Here is a 15229-nt window from a genome sequence, read left to right on the forward strand (position 1 = left end):
CGGCGCTTCAAGGCAGCAGGATGCTGCAACCCGTGGTCTTGCGGGCTTCCAGGTCGCGATGCGCCTGCGCCACATCGGCCAGCGGGTAGCGCTGGTCGATGCGGATCTTCACCTGACCGCTGGTGACCATGCCGAACAGGTCGTCTGCCATGGCCTGGGTGCGCTCGCGGGTGGCGATGTGGGTGAACAGCGTGGGGCGGCTCACGTACAGCGAGCCCTTGGCGGCCAGCAGGCCGATGTCCAGCGGCGGCACCTTGCCTGAGGCGTTGCCGAAGTTGGCCAGCAGGCCGAAGGGCTGCAGGCAATCCAGCGACTTCATGAAGGTGTCGGCACCGACCGAGTCGTAGACCACCTTCACGCCCTTGCCGCCGGTGATTTCCTTGACCCTGGCGACGAAGTCTTCCGTGCGGTAGTTGATGGTGTGAGCGGCGCCCAGTTCGCGAGCCAGCGCGCATTTCTCGTCGCTGCCTGCCGTGCCGATCAGCTGGTAGCCCAGCGCCTTGGCCCATTGGCAGGCGATCAGGCCCACGCCACCGGCCGCGGCATGGAACAGGATGAAGTCGCCCGCCTGCAGGCCGCCCTGCGGCAGCGTGCCGCGCAGCAGGTATTGCGCGGTCAGGCCCTTGAGCATCATGGCTGCGCCTTCGTCGAAGCTGATCGCGTCCGGCAGCTTGACCACGCACTTGGCCGGCAGCACGCGGCGCTCGCAGTAGGCGCCGGGCGGCTGGCTGGCATAGGCCGCGCGGTCGCCCACGGCCAGGTGCGTGACGCCCTCGCCCACCGCCTCGACCACGCCCGCACCCTCCATGCCCAGCGACAGCGGCAGCGGGTTGGCGTAGAGGCCGGTGCGCTGGTAGACGTCGATGTAGTTCAGGCCCACCGCGTGGTGGCGGATGCGCAGCTCGCCGGGGCCGGGTTCGCCAACCGGGCGGTCGACGAGGCGAAGTTGTTCGGGGCCGCCAAAGGCGTCGATCACGATGGTGCGGCTGCTCAAGCTCATGGGTCGGAGTCTCCTTGGGGGAATCTTTGGGGGAATGCGGTGCAGGCCAGCTGCAAGAGAGGTAGTCGGTTATCGTGCCAGCCTTTTGTGTTGTCCGATGCCCAACCAGCCACTGACCCTTCGCCTGGCTCTGTTGCTCACGCTGCCGCCGCTGCTGTGGGCCGGCAACGCGGTCGTCGGCCGGCTGGCGGTGGGCGCGGTGCCGCCGGTGGCGCTGAACCTGGCGCGCTGGCTGCTGGCCTTTGCGCTGCTGTGGCCGCTGGGCAAGGCGGCTTTCCGCGACCTCGCCACCATCCGCGCCCGCTGGCGCTACCTGTCGCTGCTGGGCCTGCTCGGCATGGGCAGCTACAACGCGCTGCAGTACCTGGCGCTGCACAGCTCCACGCCGCTGAATGCCACGCTGATCACCGCCAGCTCTCCCGTCTGGATGCTGGCCATCGGCGCGCTGGTCTACCGCATTGCGCCGCGGCGGCAGGACGTGGTGGGCGCGCTGCTGTCGCTGCTGGGCGTGGCGCTGGTCATCTGCCGCGGCGAACCCGAGCGGCTGCTGGCGCTGCGCTTCGTGTCAGGCGACCTGCTGATGCTGCTGGCCATCATCAGCTGGGGCTTTTATTCCTGGCTGCTGGCCCGGCCGCCAGCCAGCATGCAGGGCGAGCAGCGGCCGGACTGGGACTGGGCCGGCTTCCTGCTGGTGCAGATTGCGTTTGGCCTGCTGTGGAGCGGCGCCGCCACCGGCGTCGAAACCCTGGTGGCCGACGCCCGCTGGCACTGGACGCCCTGGGTGCCGGTGATCCTGCTGTACGTGGCCGTCGGCCCGTCCTTGATCGCCTACCGCTGCTGGGGCCTGGGCGTGTCCACCGTCGGCCCGGCCATCGCCGCGTTTTTCGTCAACCTCACGCCGGTCTTCGCCGCGCTGCTGTCGGCGGCAATGCTGGGCGAGTGGCCGCAGTGGTTCCACGGCGCGGCGTTTGCGCTGATCGTCGTCGGCATCCTCATCTCGTCCCGGCGCTGAAAACCGGCAGGCCCACGCGCAGCGCGACAATTCGCGCATGCAACTCAAGCACAAGTTCCTGCTGCTCGCCGCGCTGCCGCTGCTGGTGACGCTGGCGCTGATCGCTGCCACCGTGCTGCACCAGGACAGCGGCCTGGCCCAGCGCGAGCGGGCGCTGGTCGAGCAGGAGTACATGACCGCGCGCAAGGCCGAGTTGCAGCACTACGTGGAACTGGCCGTCAGCACGCTGCAGCCGCTCTACGACAGCGGGCGCGACGACGAGGCCACGCGCGCCGAGGCCATTCGCCTGCTGGGCTCGCTGAACTACGGGCGCGACGGCTACTTCTTCGTCTACGACCTGCAGGGCCGCTCGCTGATGCACTCGCGACAGCCCGAGCTGGTTGGCCAGAACCTGTGGGAACTGCGGGACGCCCAGGGTCGGCCCACGATCCAGCAGCTGGTCGGCCAGGCCCGGCAAGGCGGTGGCTTCGTGGACTACCAGTGGCGCAAGCCCTCCACCGGCCAGATGGCGCCCAAGCTCGGCTACGTGGTCGCCCTGCAGCGCTGGAACTGGATGCTGGGCACGGGGCTGTACCTGGACGACATCCAGGCCACGCTGGCGCAGCTGGACCGCCAGGTCAGCGCCAATGTGCGCAGCACGCTGCTGTGGATTGCCGGCATGGCGGTGCTGGGTGTTGGCCTGATCAGCGCCACCGGGCTGATGCTGAACCTCAGCCAGTACAAGGACGCCGAGACCAAGCTGCGGCTGCTGGCCCGGCAGGTCGTACAGTCCCAGGAGGACGAGCGCGCCTACCTCGCCCGCGAGCTGCACGACGGCACCAGCCAGTCGCTGGTGTCGACCAAGCTGATGATCGAATCGGCGCTGGACGACATGGCCCACGACGGCAGCCAGCGCCCGCTGCCGGCCACGCTGCCCAAGGCCTTGAGCTGCCTCAACGAGACGCTCACCGAAGTGCGCCGCATCTCGCACCGGCTGCGCCCTGCGCTGCTGGACACGCTGGGCCTGCCTGCGGCGCTGGCCCACCTGGCGCGCGAGTTCGAGGGCCACGGCCTGCCGGCGGTGGACGTGGCGGTCGATGGTGAGGCCGTGGAGCTGCCTGAGGAGGTCAACACCGCGCTGTTCCGCATGGCCCAGGAGGCGCTGACCAACGTGGCCAAGCATGGTCACGCCCATGCGGTGCAGGTCACGCTTGGCTTTGCGGCCGATGGCAGCGTGAGCCTGGAGATTGCCGACGACGGCCGCGGCTTCGAGGTCGAGCAGGTCATGCAGGCGCCCACGCGCGGCATCGGCCTGCGCAACATGCGCGAGCGGCTGGACACGATCGGCGGCCAGTTCGAGGTCCACTCGCAACCCGAGGGCGGCACGCAGGTGCAGGCCCACGTGCCGCAGCGCGCGCTCGCGCGGCTGCGCCCCACCGAAACGGCACGCACATGAACGACCAGCTCTCGCCCGAACCCGCCTCGCCGCTGCGCGTGCTGCTGGTGGACGACCATCCGCTGGTCCGCGAAGGCCTGCGCGCCCGGCTCTCGCGCATTGCCCGCATCACCGAGTTGGGAGAAGCCGGCAGCGCGCTCGAAGCGCTGGAACAGATGACCCGCTTGCGGCCTCACCTGGTACTGATGGACGTGGGCATGAAGGACATGAACGGCATCGAGCTGACCACGCTGCTGTTGCAGCGCGAGTCGCAGCTCAAAGTGCTGATGCTGAGCATGTACGACAACCCCGAGTACGTGCAGCGCGCCCTGCAGGCCGGCGCCCGTGGCTACGTGCTGAAGGACGCGCCGGCAACCGAGATCGTCGCCGCCATCGAAGCCGTCTCCGCCGGCGGCACCTTCCTCAGCCCCGCCGTCTCCAAAGGCCTGTTCCGCAACCAGGCCCCTCGTCCGCTGCTCACCCCGCGCGAAAGCGAAATCCTCTCCGCCCTGGGCCGAGGCGAGTCCAGCAAACACATCGCCTCAGCGCTGAACCTGAGTGTGCGCACCGTCGAAACCCACCGGCAAAGCATCAAGCGCAAGCTGGGCATCGAAGGCCAGGCGGAGCTGATCAAGTATGCGGTGGAGCATGGGAAGCGCTTGCCGGAGGGTTGACGATCACATGACAGTTGGCGCTTCCATCAGTTGGCGCCTGATTGATTGAAGGCGTGCCGTTGGATCGCTTTGCGGGTGCTCCCACCTGGTATCGGCGAGCCTAATCAGGGTTGTCACCTACGTGGTCCTGCGCGCATGGCCTGCGCAGTGGCGCCGATGAATCTGCGCCGGTCGATTGCCACACTCGAAGCCCACATCAACGTCGGCCGTTTCGTGTCACCGGACACCGCGCCGCGAGCTTCGAGGAGACATCCGTGTTGAACATCCGCCGCCACCTGCCGTGGCTTGCCGTTGCCGTGCTCGGCGCATTTGCATTGGCCACGGTCGCGCTCGGGCGCGGCGAGGCCGTCAGCGCCTTGTGGATCGTGGTCGCCGCGGTCAGCGTCTACCTGATCGCCTACCGCTACTACAGCCTGTTCCTGGCCTACCGCGTGCTCGGGCTGGATGAGAAACGGCAGACGCCCGCCTGGCGCCACAACGACGGGCTGGACTACGTGCCGACCAACCGCTACGTGCTCTACGGCCACCACTTCGCCGCGATTGCCGGCGCCGGCCCGCTGGTCGGCCCGGTGCTGGCCGCACAGATGGGCTACCTGCCGGGCCTGCTGTGGATCCTGGCCGGCGTGGTCTTCGCCGGTGCGGTGCAGGACTTCGTCGTGCTGTTCATCTCCACCCGCCGCGACGGCCGCTCGCTGGGCGACCTGATCAAGCAGGAGATGGGGCCGGTGCCCGGCGTGATCGCGCTGTTCGGCGCCTTCATGATCATGATCATCATCCTGGCGGTGCTGGCACTCATCGTGGTGAAGGCGCTGGCGAATTCGCCCTGGGGCACCTTCACGGTGGCGGCCACCATCCCGGTGGCGCTGTTCATGGGCGTGTACCTGCGCTGGATCCGGCCGGGCCGCATCGGCGAGGTTTCGCTGATCGGCTTCGTGCTGCTGATGCTGGCCATCCTCGGCGGCCAGTGGGTGCATGAGAGCCCTGCCCTGGCGCCGCTGTTCACCTTCGACGGCAAGGCCCTGACCTGGATGCTGATCGGCTACGGCTTCGTCGCCTCGGTGCTGCCGGTGTGGCTGCTGCTGGCGCCGCGGGACTACCTGTCCACCTTCCTGAAGATCGGCACCATCGTCGCGCTGGCCATCGGCATCCTGATCGTGGCGCCGGACCTGCAGATGCCGAAGTTCACCCAGTTCGCGCAGGGCAACGGCCCGGTGTGGGCGGGCAGCCTGTTCCCCTTCCTGTTCATCACCATCGCCTGCGGGGCGGTCTCCGGCTTCCATGCGCTGATCGCCTCCGGCACCACGCCGAAGATGCTGGAAAACGAGACGCACGCGCGCTTCATCGGCTACGGCGGCATGCTGGCCGAGAGCTTTGTCGCGGTGATGGCGCTGGTGGCGGCATCCGTCATCCAGCCGGGCGTGTACTTCGCGATGAACAGCCCGGCTGCGCTGGTGGGCAGCACGCCCGAAGCGGTGGCGGCCACGCTGTCGACCTGGGGCTTTGTCATCACGCCGGACGTGCTGATCCAGACCGCCAAGGACGTGGGCGAGAACACCATCCTGGCGCGTGCCGGTGGCGCACCCACGCTGGCCGTGGGCATGGCGCACATCCTGCACCAGGTCATCGGCGGCAAGGCCATGATGGCCTTCTGGTACCACTTCGCGATCCTGTTCGAGGCGCTGTTCATCCTCACCGCCGTGGACGCTGGCACCCGCGCCGGCCGCTTCATGCTGCAGGACCTGCTGGGCACCTTCGTGCCGGCCTTGAAGCGCACCGAATCGCTGCCGGCCAACCTGATTGCCACCGGCCTGTGCGTGGCCGCCTGGGGCTATTTCCTGCACCAGGGCGTGGTCGATCCGCTGGGCGGCATCAACACGCTGTGGCCGCTGTTCGGCATCTCCAACCAGATGCTGGCCGCCGTCGCCTTGCTGCTGGGCACGGTGGTGCTGTTCAAGATGAAGAAGGACCGCTACGCCTGGACCACCATCGTGCCGGCCGCCTGGCTGCTGGCCTGCACGCTGACGGCCGGCTGGCTGAAGATCTTCTCGGCCGACGCGAAGGTGGGCTTCCTGGCCCACGCCGCGAAGTTCTCTGAAGCACTGGCCCAGGGCCACTTGCTGGCCCCCGCGAAGACCCCCGAAGCCATGGCCCGCATCGTCTTCAACGACCGGCTGGACGCCGTGCTCTGCGGCCTGTTCATGTTCGTGGTGCTCAGCGTGCTGGTCTACAGCGTGAAGGCCTCGCTGGCCGCGCGCGCCGCCAGCCGGCCGACGACCAGCGAAGTGCCGTTCCAGCCGCTGGCTTTGGGGGCGAAGGCATGACCACGGCCGCCAAGGTAGAGCGCCTGGGTCAGGACTTGAGCCGTGCAGGACGCTACCTGGCCCAGTCCTTCCGGCTGATGGTGGGCCTGCCGGATTACGACGCCTACCTCAGCCACATGGAAGCCACCCACCCGGACCAGCCGGCGATGAGCTACGAGCAGTTTTTCCGCGAACGGCTTGAAGCGCGTTACAGCAGCCGGGTCGGCCGCTGCTGCTGAGGTTCGTCACGCACCCAGCCCGATGCCCACGAAGGCGCTGGCAGGACTGGGCATCGGCGGGTCGGGCAGCGGTGCATCCAGGGCCCAGTCCGGCGCGGCCGCCAAGCCAGCGGCCAACGCCGGGTCGTGGCTCGTCAGCACGGCTTGGGTGGCCTCGCGCTGTCGAGCCAACAGGTTCAGCATCGGCGCCAGCGACCCGCCGGACAAGGCCGAGGGTCCATCCAGCACCTGCTGCAACTCGTCCAGCATGTCCGGGTGGTGCTTGAACAGGTCCTGCGCAACGTCGCATTCCGGTTGGTCGAACTGCAAGGGCTGCGACCAGCGCTCGCGCGCCCGTTGACGCAGCATCGCCACCCGCGCCAGCGCAAACCCCACTTCGCGCAACTGGAAAACGGCCTGCGCGGGCTGCCCTGCGTTGGCCAACAACTGTGCCGCGACAAGCCTGGTTTCCAGTTCCCGCGGGTCATGCCAGTACGCATAGGCCCAGCGAATGCTGGTGGACACGCTGGCCGGCCAGCGTGCATCGTCCGGGGTCATCCGCAGGCAGTCCCGCAGCAGCAGCATCTGCATGCGGCGCAGCGGCGTGGCCAGCCGCGCGGGGTCGCCATCCAGACCCAATGCGCTGGTCCAGTCTTCGGCCAACGCCATGCCCAGCAGTGCCTCGGCCTCTGGCCAGCAGGCCGGTGCCTGCGTGTCCACGGCCGGGCACCAGCGACCGCAGCCGTCCAGCAGCAGCGCGAGCGCGGCCGCATGGGCTTTCTGGAACCACAGCCGGGCAAGGCCTGGAAAGGCCTGGCTTGCGCCAGCCTGCACCACCGCGAAGCGTGCCCCCTCGGCGAAGCTGGCACAGCGCGCGGCGCGCGCGGCAGGCGCATGGGCGTATTCCAGCGAAGCTGCCAGCTGGCGAGCCAGCAGGGCTTGCACCGGGGGCGCGTCCAGCAAAACGGCCTGCGCCATGCGGTGAGTCAGCAAGTCGGCGCAAGCCAGGCGGCCAGGCTCGGCCAGCCAGGCCGCAGGCAATCGGGTCAGGTCCAGCGAAGGCAGCCGTTTGCCATCGGCCATGCCAGGGGGCCAACAGCGCTGTTGCCGCGCATTCGTGCCATGGTCGAAGACCAGCAGTTCCAGCGTGTCGCCTGCCGGCGCGGCCACACCAGCGTCTGGCGGACGCAGCAGCCTCAAGGCCTGCGCCGCGTCTCCGATCTGGCCCATCAGCCAGTCACAGGCCAGGCGGGCCGGTGAGTTTTCAGGGAGGCGGTACAGCTCGGACCCAACGTGTGCTTGCATGTGCGCGCCGAGTGCCCCGCAAGCCCCGCGCTGTGGTCACGGGTGAGGGCCTGCTCGCTCCTTGCTGTGGCCGGTCGAGGCGGCCTGTGGCATGAACAAATCAACCATACGGCAAGCTGTTGCAGCGCACAACGCATAAGCACGGCGTTTGATTCGGGGTTTTCCCGCGAAGGTGCCCGCACGTTCCGCAAGGAAGCGCCGGTTTCGCGCAAGCGCGCTGCCTGCCGGGCCCGTGGACCTACCGATTGGGGATGGCATCGCCAGCACCCCTTTCGTTAGCATGCTGCCAGGCAGCCCGCTGCCGCGACACATCAATCAAGAAGCGAACTTTCTGGAGGGAATTTCCATGCGTGTTCACGCGCCCCTGCGCCGCCTTACCGCGGCTGCGGCCATCTGTGCCATGGCCATGTCTTTCGCCTTGCCTGCCCAAGCTGCGACCTACACGGCACAGCGGGTGAAGTTGACCCATGACATTGGCGCCGGATGCAACGTTGCTGGCATCAACGATGCCGGACAGCTTTCCGGAGGCTGCTTCACAGCAGATGAGCTGTTCTCCGTCGGTTCCGTGACCGAAGCCAAAGGCAAGAAGCCGACGGACTTCGGGCTGCTCGGCGGGATCGACAGCTATGGCTATGACATCAACAACAACGGCGTTGTGGTCGGCGAAGCTACGCTGCCGGGCGATGTGATCTACCACGCCGTGTTGCGCAAGCCTGGCGACGCCGGTTTGACCGACCTCGGCACGCTGGGAGGAAGCTACGCCTACGCGGCTGGCATCAATGACAACGGTCAAATCGTGGGCTACTCGTACACCGCCGACGATGCCCAGGGACAGATCTTCGTCGCCAGTTTGGCTGACACGCGATTGGTGAATCTCGGCGCCGTGAATGACGTAACTTCCAGTACCCCAGTTGGCATCAACGGCAAAGGCGTCATCGCAGGCTATGGCTACACAGCCGCAAGTCCGAACTACACGCACGCGTTCTACGCCAAGCCGCCGAAATACAAGTTCATTGACCTCGGGACACTGGGCGGTGCGATCAGCCTTGCGACAGCCATCAGCGACAACGGGCTGGTGGTCGGATACTCCAAGATCGACTCCAGCAGCTTCCGCCGCGCTTTCATCGCCGACATCAATCAAGGTGGCGTGATGAAAGACCTCGGCACGCCTGCCGGCCTGAATACGCGTGCCTACGGGGTGAACAATCATGGCCAAGTGGTCGGCAGCTACCTCCTCGCAGACGGGGTGACCTACGCGCCTTTCATGTGTTCCGGCGACTGCAGCGACTTCGTTGACTTGAATACGGTGACCGGCGGGCTACCGGAGGGCGTCCTGTTGACCTCCGCCAGGATCATCAACAAGAAAGGCCGCATCGTCGCGCACGGCAGTGACGGCTACGCCTACCTGTTGACGCCGCAGCAGTAACCCCGCTGTGCAGCGAGCTTGAGCCGCGCATTGGAGTTCACACCCAAACGACCCACCATCCTGCAGCACGATCTGCGCAGTGACGTAGCCCGCCTGCACGCTGCACAGGAAGGCGCAGACGGCGCCGAATTCTTCCGCAGTGCCAAAACGCTGGGCGGGGATGGCGAGGAGGCATTGGTCGCGCATGGATTCGACCGGGCGGCCGCTGGTGGCCGCCGCGCCGGCCGTGTTCTTTCTGCAGGCGCGGTGTCGAAGGCGCCAGGCAGCAGGTTGTTGATGGTCACGCTGCGGGCGGCCAGTTGCGGCTGGCGAGCCGGTCCAGTCGCCAGCGTATCGCGCCCGCAGCTTTCACCGTGGTGCGGTCGCCCGGCACGGCATGTTGCAGTACGCCCGCGGCGCCGAATTCTCCACGCGATTGTGGATCCCTGCGAAGTGGCCGAATCGATACCATGCCAGCGGTCCGCCCCTGCCGAGCCGATGTTACGAAGTGAATTTCCCAGAGGATTTGTCATGCACCTTCACGCGCCTTTCCCCCTTCTCAAGACAGCCGCAGTGCTCGCGGCCATCACCGTTTTGTGCGCCCTGCCCGCTTATGCGGTGACCTACGTTGCCAAGCAATTGAAACTGCCCCACGACATCGGCCACGGTTGCGATGCCGCCGGTATCAACGACGCGGGTCAACTCTCGGGTGGTTGCTATACGGAGGACGAACTCTTCTCTGTCGGCTTCAGCACGGAAGCAAATGGAAAGAAGGGCACCGACCTTGGCCTGCTAGGCGGGACGGACAGCTATGGGTGGGGCATCAACAACAACGGTGTTGTTGTGGGAGAAGCCACATTGCTGGGTGACCTGATTTACCACGCTGTATTGCGCCGGCCGGGCGATTCCGCGCTGACAGATCTCGGTACGCTCGGTGGTGACTACGCCTACGCGGCGGGGATCAATGACGCAGGACAAATTGTTGGCGTCTCCACGGTGGCGTCGGGCGACAGCCATGTCTTCATATCCAGCTTGACCGACAACCGCTTGATCGACATTGGCGGGATGGGCGGCAGCTTCACGATGCCAATGGCAATCAACGGCAAGGGTGTCATCGCCGGTTATGGCTTGTCGCCTGCAGATTCGATGAATGTGCGTGCGTTTTACGCCAAACCGCCGAGCTACCACTTTGTCGCCCTAGGCACCCTGGGCGGCGGCGGCAGTTGGGCGCGAGCGATCAGCGACAAGGGACTGATCGTGGGCTACTCGAAGACTGCTGGTAGTGGCTACAACCGTGCATTTGTCTATGACATGCACAGCAAGGTCATGCGTGATCTGGGCACCCCGGGGCCGTACTCATCGATCGCTTATGACGTGAACAGTCATGGCCAGATTGTTGGCCAGTACACGCGAGACGACCGGGGCACCACGGCGGCCTTCGTCTGCTCCGGCGACTGCAGCGACTTTGTGGACCTCAACACCGTGGCAAGCGGTCTGCCCGAGGGGGCAATGCTCAACTACGCCAGGGTCATCAACAAGAAGGGCCAAATTGTCGCCAAGGGCAGCGACAAGAAGCTCTATCTGCTGACCCCTCAGTAAGTCACATCGCCCCCCCAAACGACCCACCATCCTGCAGCACGTTCTGCCCCGTGATGTAGCCCGCCTGCACGCTGCACAGAAAGGCACAGGCGGCGCCGAACTCTTCGGCGGTGCCGAAGCGCTGGGCCGGGATGGCGAGGCGGCGTTGGTCGCGCATGGATTCGACCGGGCGGCCGCTGGTGGCGGCGGCGCCGGCCATCGTTTTCTGCAGGCGCTCGGTGTCGAAGGCGCCGGGCAGCAGGTTGTTGATCGTCACGTTGCGCGCAGCCAGCTGCGGCTGGCGGGCCAGGCCGGCGACGAAGCCGGTCAGGCCGCTGCGGGCGCCATTGGACAGGCCCAGCGTGGCGATGGGGGCCTTGACGGCGCCAGAGGTGATGTTCACGACGCGGCCGAAGCCGCGTTCGGCCATGCCGTCCACCACGGCCTTGATCAGCTCGATGGGCGTGAGCATGTTCGCGTCCAGCGCGGCGATCCACACGTCGCGGTCCCAGTCGCGGAAATCGCCGGGCGGTGGGCCGCCTGCGTTGTTGACCAGGATGTCGACCTGCGGGCAGGCGGCCAGCGCGTTGGCGCGGCCTTCGGCGGTGGTGATGTCCCCCACCACGCCACGCACCTGCACGGACGGGTTCGATGCGCGCAATTCGGCCACGGTGGCGGCCAGCGCCTCGGCACCGCGGGCGGTGATGACCACGTTGACGCCTTCGGCCGCCAGCGCCTGCGCGCAACCCTTGCCCAGCCCCTTGCTGGCGGCGCAAACCAGCGCCCATTTGCCGTTCAGCCCCAGATCCATGATGTGTTGTGCTCCATTGAAGAGTTGAGATTCAGCGCTCGACGGTTGGCTCGGCCGGCGCGCCCGGCGGCGCGACGGTGGCCGCAGCCGGTGTGCGCGAACGGGTGACGATCCAGACGCCGCTGAGCACCAGCGCCGTGCCCAGCAGCAGCACCGGCGTGAAGCTTTCGCCCAGCAGGGCAATGCCCATGAAGATGGTGCTCATCGGGCCGATCATGCCGGCTTGCGCGGTCAGCGTGGGGCCCAGGCGTTCGATGGCCATCATCGTCATCAGGACAGGCGCGACGGTGCAGGCGGTCGCGTTCAGCACCGACAACCACAGCACCGCAGGCTGCACTTCGGCCAGCCCGCTGATCGGCCGGGTCACCAGGAAATGCGCGATGCACAGGCCGCAGGCCACCGTGGAGGCCAGACCCGTGAGGCGCAGTGAGCCGACCCGCTTGACGACTTCACCGCTGGCAACCAGGTAGCACGCATAGCTGATCGCGCTGCCAAACACCAGCAGGCCGCCCAGCACGGTGTGCGTGCCTTGCAGGCTCATCTCGCTGCCGAAGACCAGCAGCGTGCCGGCGTAGCTGACCAGCATGGCCAGCACCGCGCGCGGCGTGAAGCGCTGCCGGCCCAGCAACACCGACATCACCAGCACGATGGTCGGGCCGAGGTAGAGGATCAGCCGCTCCAGGCTGGCGCTGATGTAGGCCAGGCCCATGAAGTCCAGCAGGCTGGCCAGGTAGTAGCCGGAAAAGCCCAGGCCGAGGATGGCCAGCCAGTCGCGCAGACCCAGCGCGGGTTTGCCGCGCCCGGCCCACCACGAAAGCAGCAGGAAAAACGGCAGCGCGAACAGCATGCGCAGCATGATCAGCGTGACCGCGTCCACGCCGTGCCGGTAGGCCAGCTTGACGATGATGGCCTTGCCGGAAAACGCGATGGCGCCGGCAAAAGCCAGCGGCAGGCCGGTGCGCAGCGGGTGCGGCTGGGCGAGGCTGGCCGAGGAGGACGAGGCGGCGCCGCTCATGCTTCGGTCTCCAGGACTGCGAGGCCACCGTCGTCCGGTGCGCGCCGCTGCAGCGCCCAGTCGCGGTCGAAGCCCTGGAAGCCGACCGAGCGGTAGATGCCAATCGCCACATCGTCTGGATCGGCCTTCATCAGCAGGCGCTGCAGGTCCCAGTTCGCGAACCCCCATTCGCAGACCGCGGCGACCAGCGAGCGGCACAGGCCGCGGCGGCGCCAGTCCGGGTGCGTCTCGACGTGCTGGAAGCGGCCCACTTCACTGTCCCGCAGCAGGCCGCAGTCGGCCGCCAAAACGCCATCGCACCAGACGCCGAACCACTCGGCAATGCCGCTGCGCTGCATTGCCGCATAGCGCGCCATCTGGCGCTCGCGGAAACGGCGGTAACCGGCTGGCGCGTGGCCGTCGGTGTCGGTGCATTGCAGCGCCACCAGCGCGGGCAAATCCTGGGCCCAATCGACAGGCCGGACGAGGACTTCGCCGCGCGGCGCAGGAGGCCGCTGCAGTTCACCGCGGTGAAGCGCCAGCACCTCGCTGTCGTAGCGCTCGAAGCCTGCGGCGCGCCAGCTCGGCAGCGCGTCGGGCGGCGGCGCGTCGCTGTTGAAGGCAAAGGCCACATGCCGCACTTCGGGCCGGCCGGCGGCCACTTCGTCGTCGAAACGGCCCAGCCAATGCGCCAGGTCGCCATCAGCCGGCGTATGCGGCAGCGCGAGGAAGTTGCCCCAGTAGAAGTTGGGGTTGGCGGGGGTGCGAACGACCAGGCAGTCGTCGCGTTCGATCAACTCGGCGTCGAAGCGGTGCAGGATGAAGTCGGTGCGCCAAGCGGCACGCAGGTCTTGAAATTTCATGCGGGGGTCAGAAGCCGACGGCGGCGCCGTCGCGGCGGGGATCGCTTGCGGCGACAAAGCCGTCCACCGCGGGGTCGCCAAGACGCCAGATGAACTGGCCGGCGCCGAAGTCCTGGTAGCTGTCGTTGATCTGCTCGATCTGGTGGCCACGCGCGCGCAGCCCCGCGAGCACGGCAGGCGCAATGTGGGCCTCGACGTTCAGCGACAGGCCTTGGTTGTAGCGCCAGCGCGGCGCGTCGCAGGCGGCCTGCGGGTTCTGGCCATGCGCCAGCATGCGCACGAGGGTCTGCAGGTGCCCCTGTGGCTGCATGTTCGCGCCCATCACGCCAAAGCTCATCACCGGCTGGCCGTCCTTCGTCAGGAAGGCCGGGATGATGGTATGGAACGGGCGCTTGGCCGGCGCAACGACATTCGCGCTCGCCGGGTCCAGCGAAAAACCATGGCCGCGGTTCTGCAGGCTGATGCCCCACTCGGGCAGCACAACGCCGGAGCCGAAACCCATGTAGTTGCTCTGGATGAAGCTGACCATGCGGCCTTCTTCATCGGCGGCGGTCAGGTAGATGGTGCCGCCCTTGACGGGATTGCCAGCGCCGAAGTCCTGGGCCTTCGCAGGGTCGATCAGCTTCGCGCGCTCGGCGAGGTAGGCCGGCTCCAGCAGCTGTTCCGCCGTGACGGCCATTGCGCCGGGCTCTGCAACGAAGCGGTACACATCCGCGAAGGCCAGCTTCATCGCTTCGATCTGCAGGTGCTGGGCCTCGGCGCAGTCGATGGGCAGCGATGCGTGGTCCCACTGCTTCAGGATGCCCAGCGCGATCAGCGCGGCAATGCCCTGCCCGTTCGGCGGAATTTCGTGCAGCCGGTGGCCCAGGTAATCCATGCCGATGGGATCGACCCACTCGGGCTGGTGGCCGGCCAGGTCGGCCACCGTCATCGCGCCGCCTTGCGCCTTTGCGGCGGCGGCCAGCGCCTCGGCGATCTCGCCTTCGTAGAACGCCCGGCCGCGGCTTTCGCCAATGGCGCGCAGCGTGCGGGCCGCGCCAGGCATGGCCCAACGTTCGCCCACCGCTGGCGCCCGGCCCCTGGGCAGGAACACATCCGTAAACCCGGGCTGGCGGGTGAGTTCGGGCAGCGCGGCGGCAGCGGCCCATTTCTGTTGCACGACGACAGGCACCGCGTAGCCGCGCTCGGCGATCTCGGCGGCCGGCGCCAGCACTTGCGCCAGCGGCAGGCGGCCGAAACGCTCACTGAGTGCGACCCAGGCAGCCACCGCGCCGGGCACGGTCACGGCATCCCAGCCGCGCACCGGTGGCGTGGCTCGGCCGTCGCCATATTTCTGCCGGAAGTAGCCGGGCGACCATGCGGCCGGCGCGCGGCCCGAGGCGTTCAGGCCGTGCAGTTGCTGGCCGTCCCAGAGGATGCAGAAGGCGTCCGAGCCCAGGCCGTTGCTGCAGGGCTCCAGCACCGTCATCGCGGCGGCGGCGGCAATGGCCGCGTCCACAGCGTTGCCGCCCTGCGCCAGCAGCTTCAGCCCTGCCTGCGCAGCCAGCGGATGAGACGTGGCGACGACGTTGCGCGCGAACACCGGCAGGCGGGCGCTGGGGTAAGGATTGGCGTAGTCGAACATGGCAATGGCGGCGGGTGGCCGGTCAAGGGGT

At 67.6% G+C, this 15229-nt stretch carries 14 protein-coding genes; 7 read left to right on the plus strand and 7 right to left on the minus strand.

The features are described 5' to 3' along the window. Positions 1-7: 7 nt before the first annotated feature. Positions 8-1000 (minus strand): quinone oxidoreductase family protein, encoded by a 993-nt coding sequence (locus LRH25_RS11450; protein WP_141285878.1) that lies wholly within the window; start codon positions 998-1000, stop codon positions 8-10. 97 nt (positions 1001-1097) lie between these two features. On the opposite strand from LRH25_RS11450, the gene LRH25_RS11455 reads away from it, so the two are divergent. From LRH25_RS11455 to LRH25_RS11475, 5 genes are all read left to right on the plus strand, one after another. Continuing rightward, positions 1098-2012 (plus strand): DMT family transporter, encoded by a 915-nt coding sequence (locus LRH25_RS11455; RefSeq protein ID WP_231011181.1) that lies wholly within the window; start codon positions 1098-1100, stop codon positions 2010-2012. A 37-nt stretch (positions 2013-2049) separates the two neighbouring features. Then, positions 2050-3447, plus strand: coding sequence for a cache domain-containing protein (locus LRH25_RS11460; RefSeq protein ID WP_141285874.1), 1398 nt, complete (start codon positions 2050-2052; stop codon positions 3445-3447). Further along, positions 3444-4100 (plus strand): response regulator transcription factor, encoded by a 657-nt coding sequence (locus LRH25_RS11465; protein WP_141285872.1) that lies wholly within the window; start codon positions 3444-3446, stop codon positions 4098-4100. Before LRH25_RS11460 ends, LRH25_RS11465 begins: the two co-directional genes overlap by 4 nt. A gap of 254 nt (positions 4101-4354) precedes the next feature. Beyond that, on the plus strand, positions 4355-6421 hold the full coding sequence (locus tag LRH25_RS11470) for a carbon starvation CstA family protein (protein ID WP_141285870.1): 2067 nt from the start codon (positions 4355-4357) through the stop codon (positions 6419-6421). Then, on the plus strand, positions 6418-6639 hold the full coding sequence (locus LRH25_RS11475) for a YbdD/YjiX family protein (RefSeq protein WP_141285869.1): 222 nt from the start codon (positions 6418-6420) through the stop codon (positions 6637-6639). Before LRH25_RS11470 ends, LRH25_RS11475 begins: the two co-directional genes overlap by 4 nt. A gap of 6 nt (positions 6640-6645) precedes the next feature. On the opposite strand, the gene LRH25_RS11480 is transcribed toward LRH25_RS11475, so the two are convergent. Next, positions 6646-7923, minus strand: coding sequence for a hypothetical protein (locus LRH25_RS11480; RefSeq protein ID WP_231011182.1), 1278 nt, complete (start codon positions 7921-7923; stop codon positions 6646-6648). 346 nt (positions 7924-8269) lie between these two features. Between LRH25_RS11480 and LRH25_RS11485 the strand changes: the two genes are divergently transcribed. Next, complete coding sequence (locus tag LRH25_RS11485; protein WP_170200758.1) at positions 8270-9349, plus strand: DUF3466 family protein; 1080 nt, start codon at positions 8270-8272, stop codon at positions 9347-9349. On the opposite strand, the gene LRH25_RS11490 is transcribed toward LRH25_RS11485, so the two are convergent. Beyond that, positions 9242-9535, minus strand: coding sequence for an SDR family oxidoreductase (locus LRH25_RS11490; RefSeq protein ID WP_231011183.1), 294 nt, complete (start codon positions 9533-9535; stop codon positions 9242-9244). The genes LRH25_RS11485 and LRH25_RS11490 overlap by 108 nt on opposite strands. Before the next feature lie 324 nt (positions 9536-9859). Here LRH25_RS11490 and LRH25_RS11495 point away from each other — a divergent pair, with 324 nt between their 5' ends. Further along, positions 9860-10927, plus strand: coding sequence for a DUF3466 family protein (locus LRH25_RS11495; protein WP_170200757.1), 1068 nt, complete (start codon positions 9860-9862; stop codon positions 10925-10927). Position 10928: 1 nt separating this feature from the next. On the opposite strand, the gene LRH25_RS11500 is transcribed toward LRH25_RS11495, so the two are convergent. The 4 genes from LRH25_RS11500 to LRH25_RS11515 are packed head-to-tail and all read right to left on the minus strand — an operon-like array spanning position 10929 to position 15198. Next, on the minus strand, positions 10929-11717 hold the full coding sequence (locus LRH25_RS11500) for an SDR family oxidoreductase (RefSeq protein WP_141285864.1): 789 nt from the start codon (positions 11715-11717) through the stop codon (positions 10929-10931). Between the two features lie 31 nt (positions 11718-11748). Then, positions 11749-12732, minus strand: a complete 984-nt coding sequence (locus tag LRH25_RS11505) for a DMT family transporter (protein WP_141285862.1) — start codon at positions 12730-12732, stop codon at positions 11749-11751. Beyond that, positions 12729-13574 carry a GNAT family N-acetyltransferase gene (locus LRH25_RS11510; RefSeq protein ID WP_141285860.1) on the minus strand — a complete coding sequence of 282 codons (846 nt, stop codon included), beginning with the start codon at positions 13572-13574 and terminating at the stop codon, positions 12729-12731. The genes LRH25_RS11505 and LRH25_RS11510 overlap by 4 nt, the downstream gene beginning before the upstream one ends. Before the next feature lie 7 nt (positions 13575-13581). Then, entirely contained in the window at positions 13582-15198 is a 1617-nt protein-coding gene (locus LRH25_RS11515; protein ID WP_231011184.1) for a gamma-glutamyltransferase family protein, read from the minus strand. Between the last annotated feature and the right edge of the window lie 31 nt (positions 15199-15229).

Origin of the sequence: Ideonella azotifigens (assembly GCF_021043325.1) — a bacterium.
Taxonomy (GTDB): Bacteria; Pseudomonadota; Gammaproteobacteria; order Burkholderiales; family Burkholderiaceae_C; genus Ideonella; species Ideonella azotifigens.

What these genes read in the sequence shown, in the direction of transcription:
- LRH25_RS11450 (WP_141285878.1), bottom strand. Translation starts at nt 1,000, where the DNA reads ATGAGCTTGAGCAGCCGCACCATCGTGATCGACGCCTTTGGCGGCCCC.
- LRH25_RS11455 (WP_231011181.1), top strand. Translation starts at nt 1,098, where the DNA reads ATGCCCAACCAGCCACTGACCCTTCGCCTGGCTCTGTTGCTCACGCTG.
- LRH25_RS11460 (WP_141285874.1), top strand. Translation starts at nt 2,050, where the DNA reads ATGCAACTCAAGCACAAGTTCCTGCTGCTCGCCGCGCTGCCGCTGCTG.
- LRH25_RS11465 (WP_141285872.1), top strand. Translation starts at nt 3,444, where the DNA reads ATGAACGACCAGCTCTCGCCCGAACCCGCCTCGCCGCTGCGCGTGCTG.
- LRH25_RS11475 (WP_141285869.1), top strand. Translation starts at nt 6,418, where the DNA reads ATGACCACGGCCGCCAAGGTAGAGCGCCTGGGTCAGGACTTGAGCCGT.
- LRH25_RS11480 (WP_231011182.1), bottom strand. Translation starts at nt 7,923, where the DNA reads ATGCAAGCACACGTTGGGTCCGAGCTGTACCGCCTCCCTGAAAACTCA.
- LRH25_RS11485 (WP_170200758.1), top strand. Translation starts at nt 8,270, where the DNA reads ATGCGTGTTCACGCGCCCCTGCGCCGCCTTACCGCGGCTGCGGCCATC.
- LRH25_RS11490 (WP_231011183.1), bottom strand. Translation starts at nt 9,535, where the DNA reads ATGCGCGACCAATGCCTCCTCGCCATCCCCGCCCAGCGTTTTGGCACT.
- LRH25_RS11495 (WP_170200757.1), top strand. Translation starts at nt 9,860, where the DNA reads ATGCACCTTCACGCGCCTTTCCCCCTTCTCAAGACAGCCGCAGTGCTC.
- LRH25_RS11500 (WP_141285864.1), bottom strand. Translation starts at nt 11,717, where the DNA reads ATGGATCTGGGGCTGAACGGCAAATGGGCGCTGGTTTGCGCCGCCAGC.
- LRH25_RS11505 (WP_141285862.1), bottom strand. Translation starts at nt 12,732, where the DNA reads ATGAGCGGCGCCGCCTCGTCCTCCTCGGCCAGCCTCGCCCAGCCGCAC.
- LRH25_RS11510 (WP_141285860.1), bottom strand. Translation starts at nt 13,574, where the DNA reads ATGAAATTTCAAGACCTGCGTGCCGCTTGGCGCACCGACTTCATCCTG.
- LRH25_RS11515 (WP_231011184.1), bottom strand. Translation starts at nt 15,198, where the DNA reads ATGTTCGACTACGCCAATCCTTACCCCAGCGCCCGCCTGCCGGTGTTC.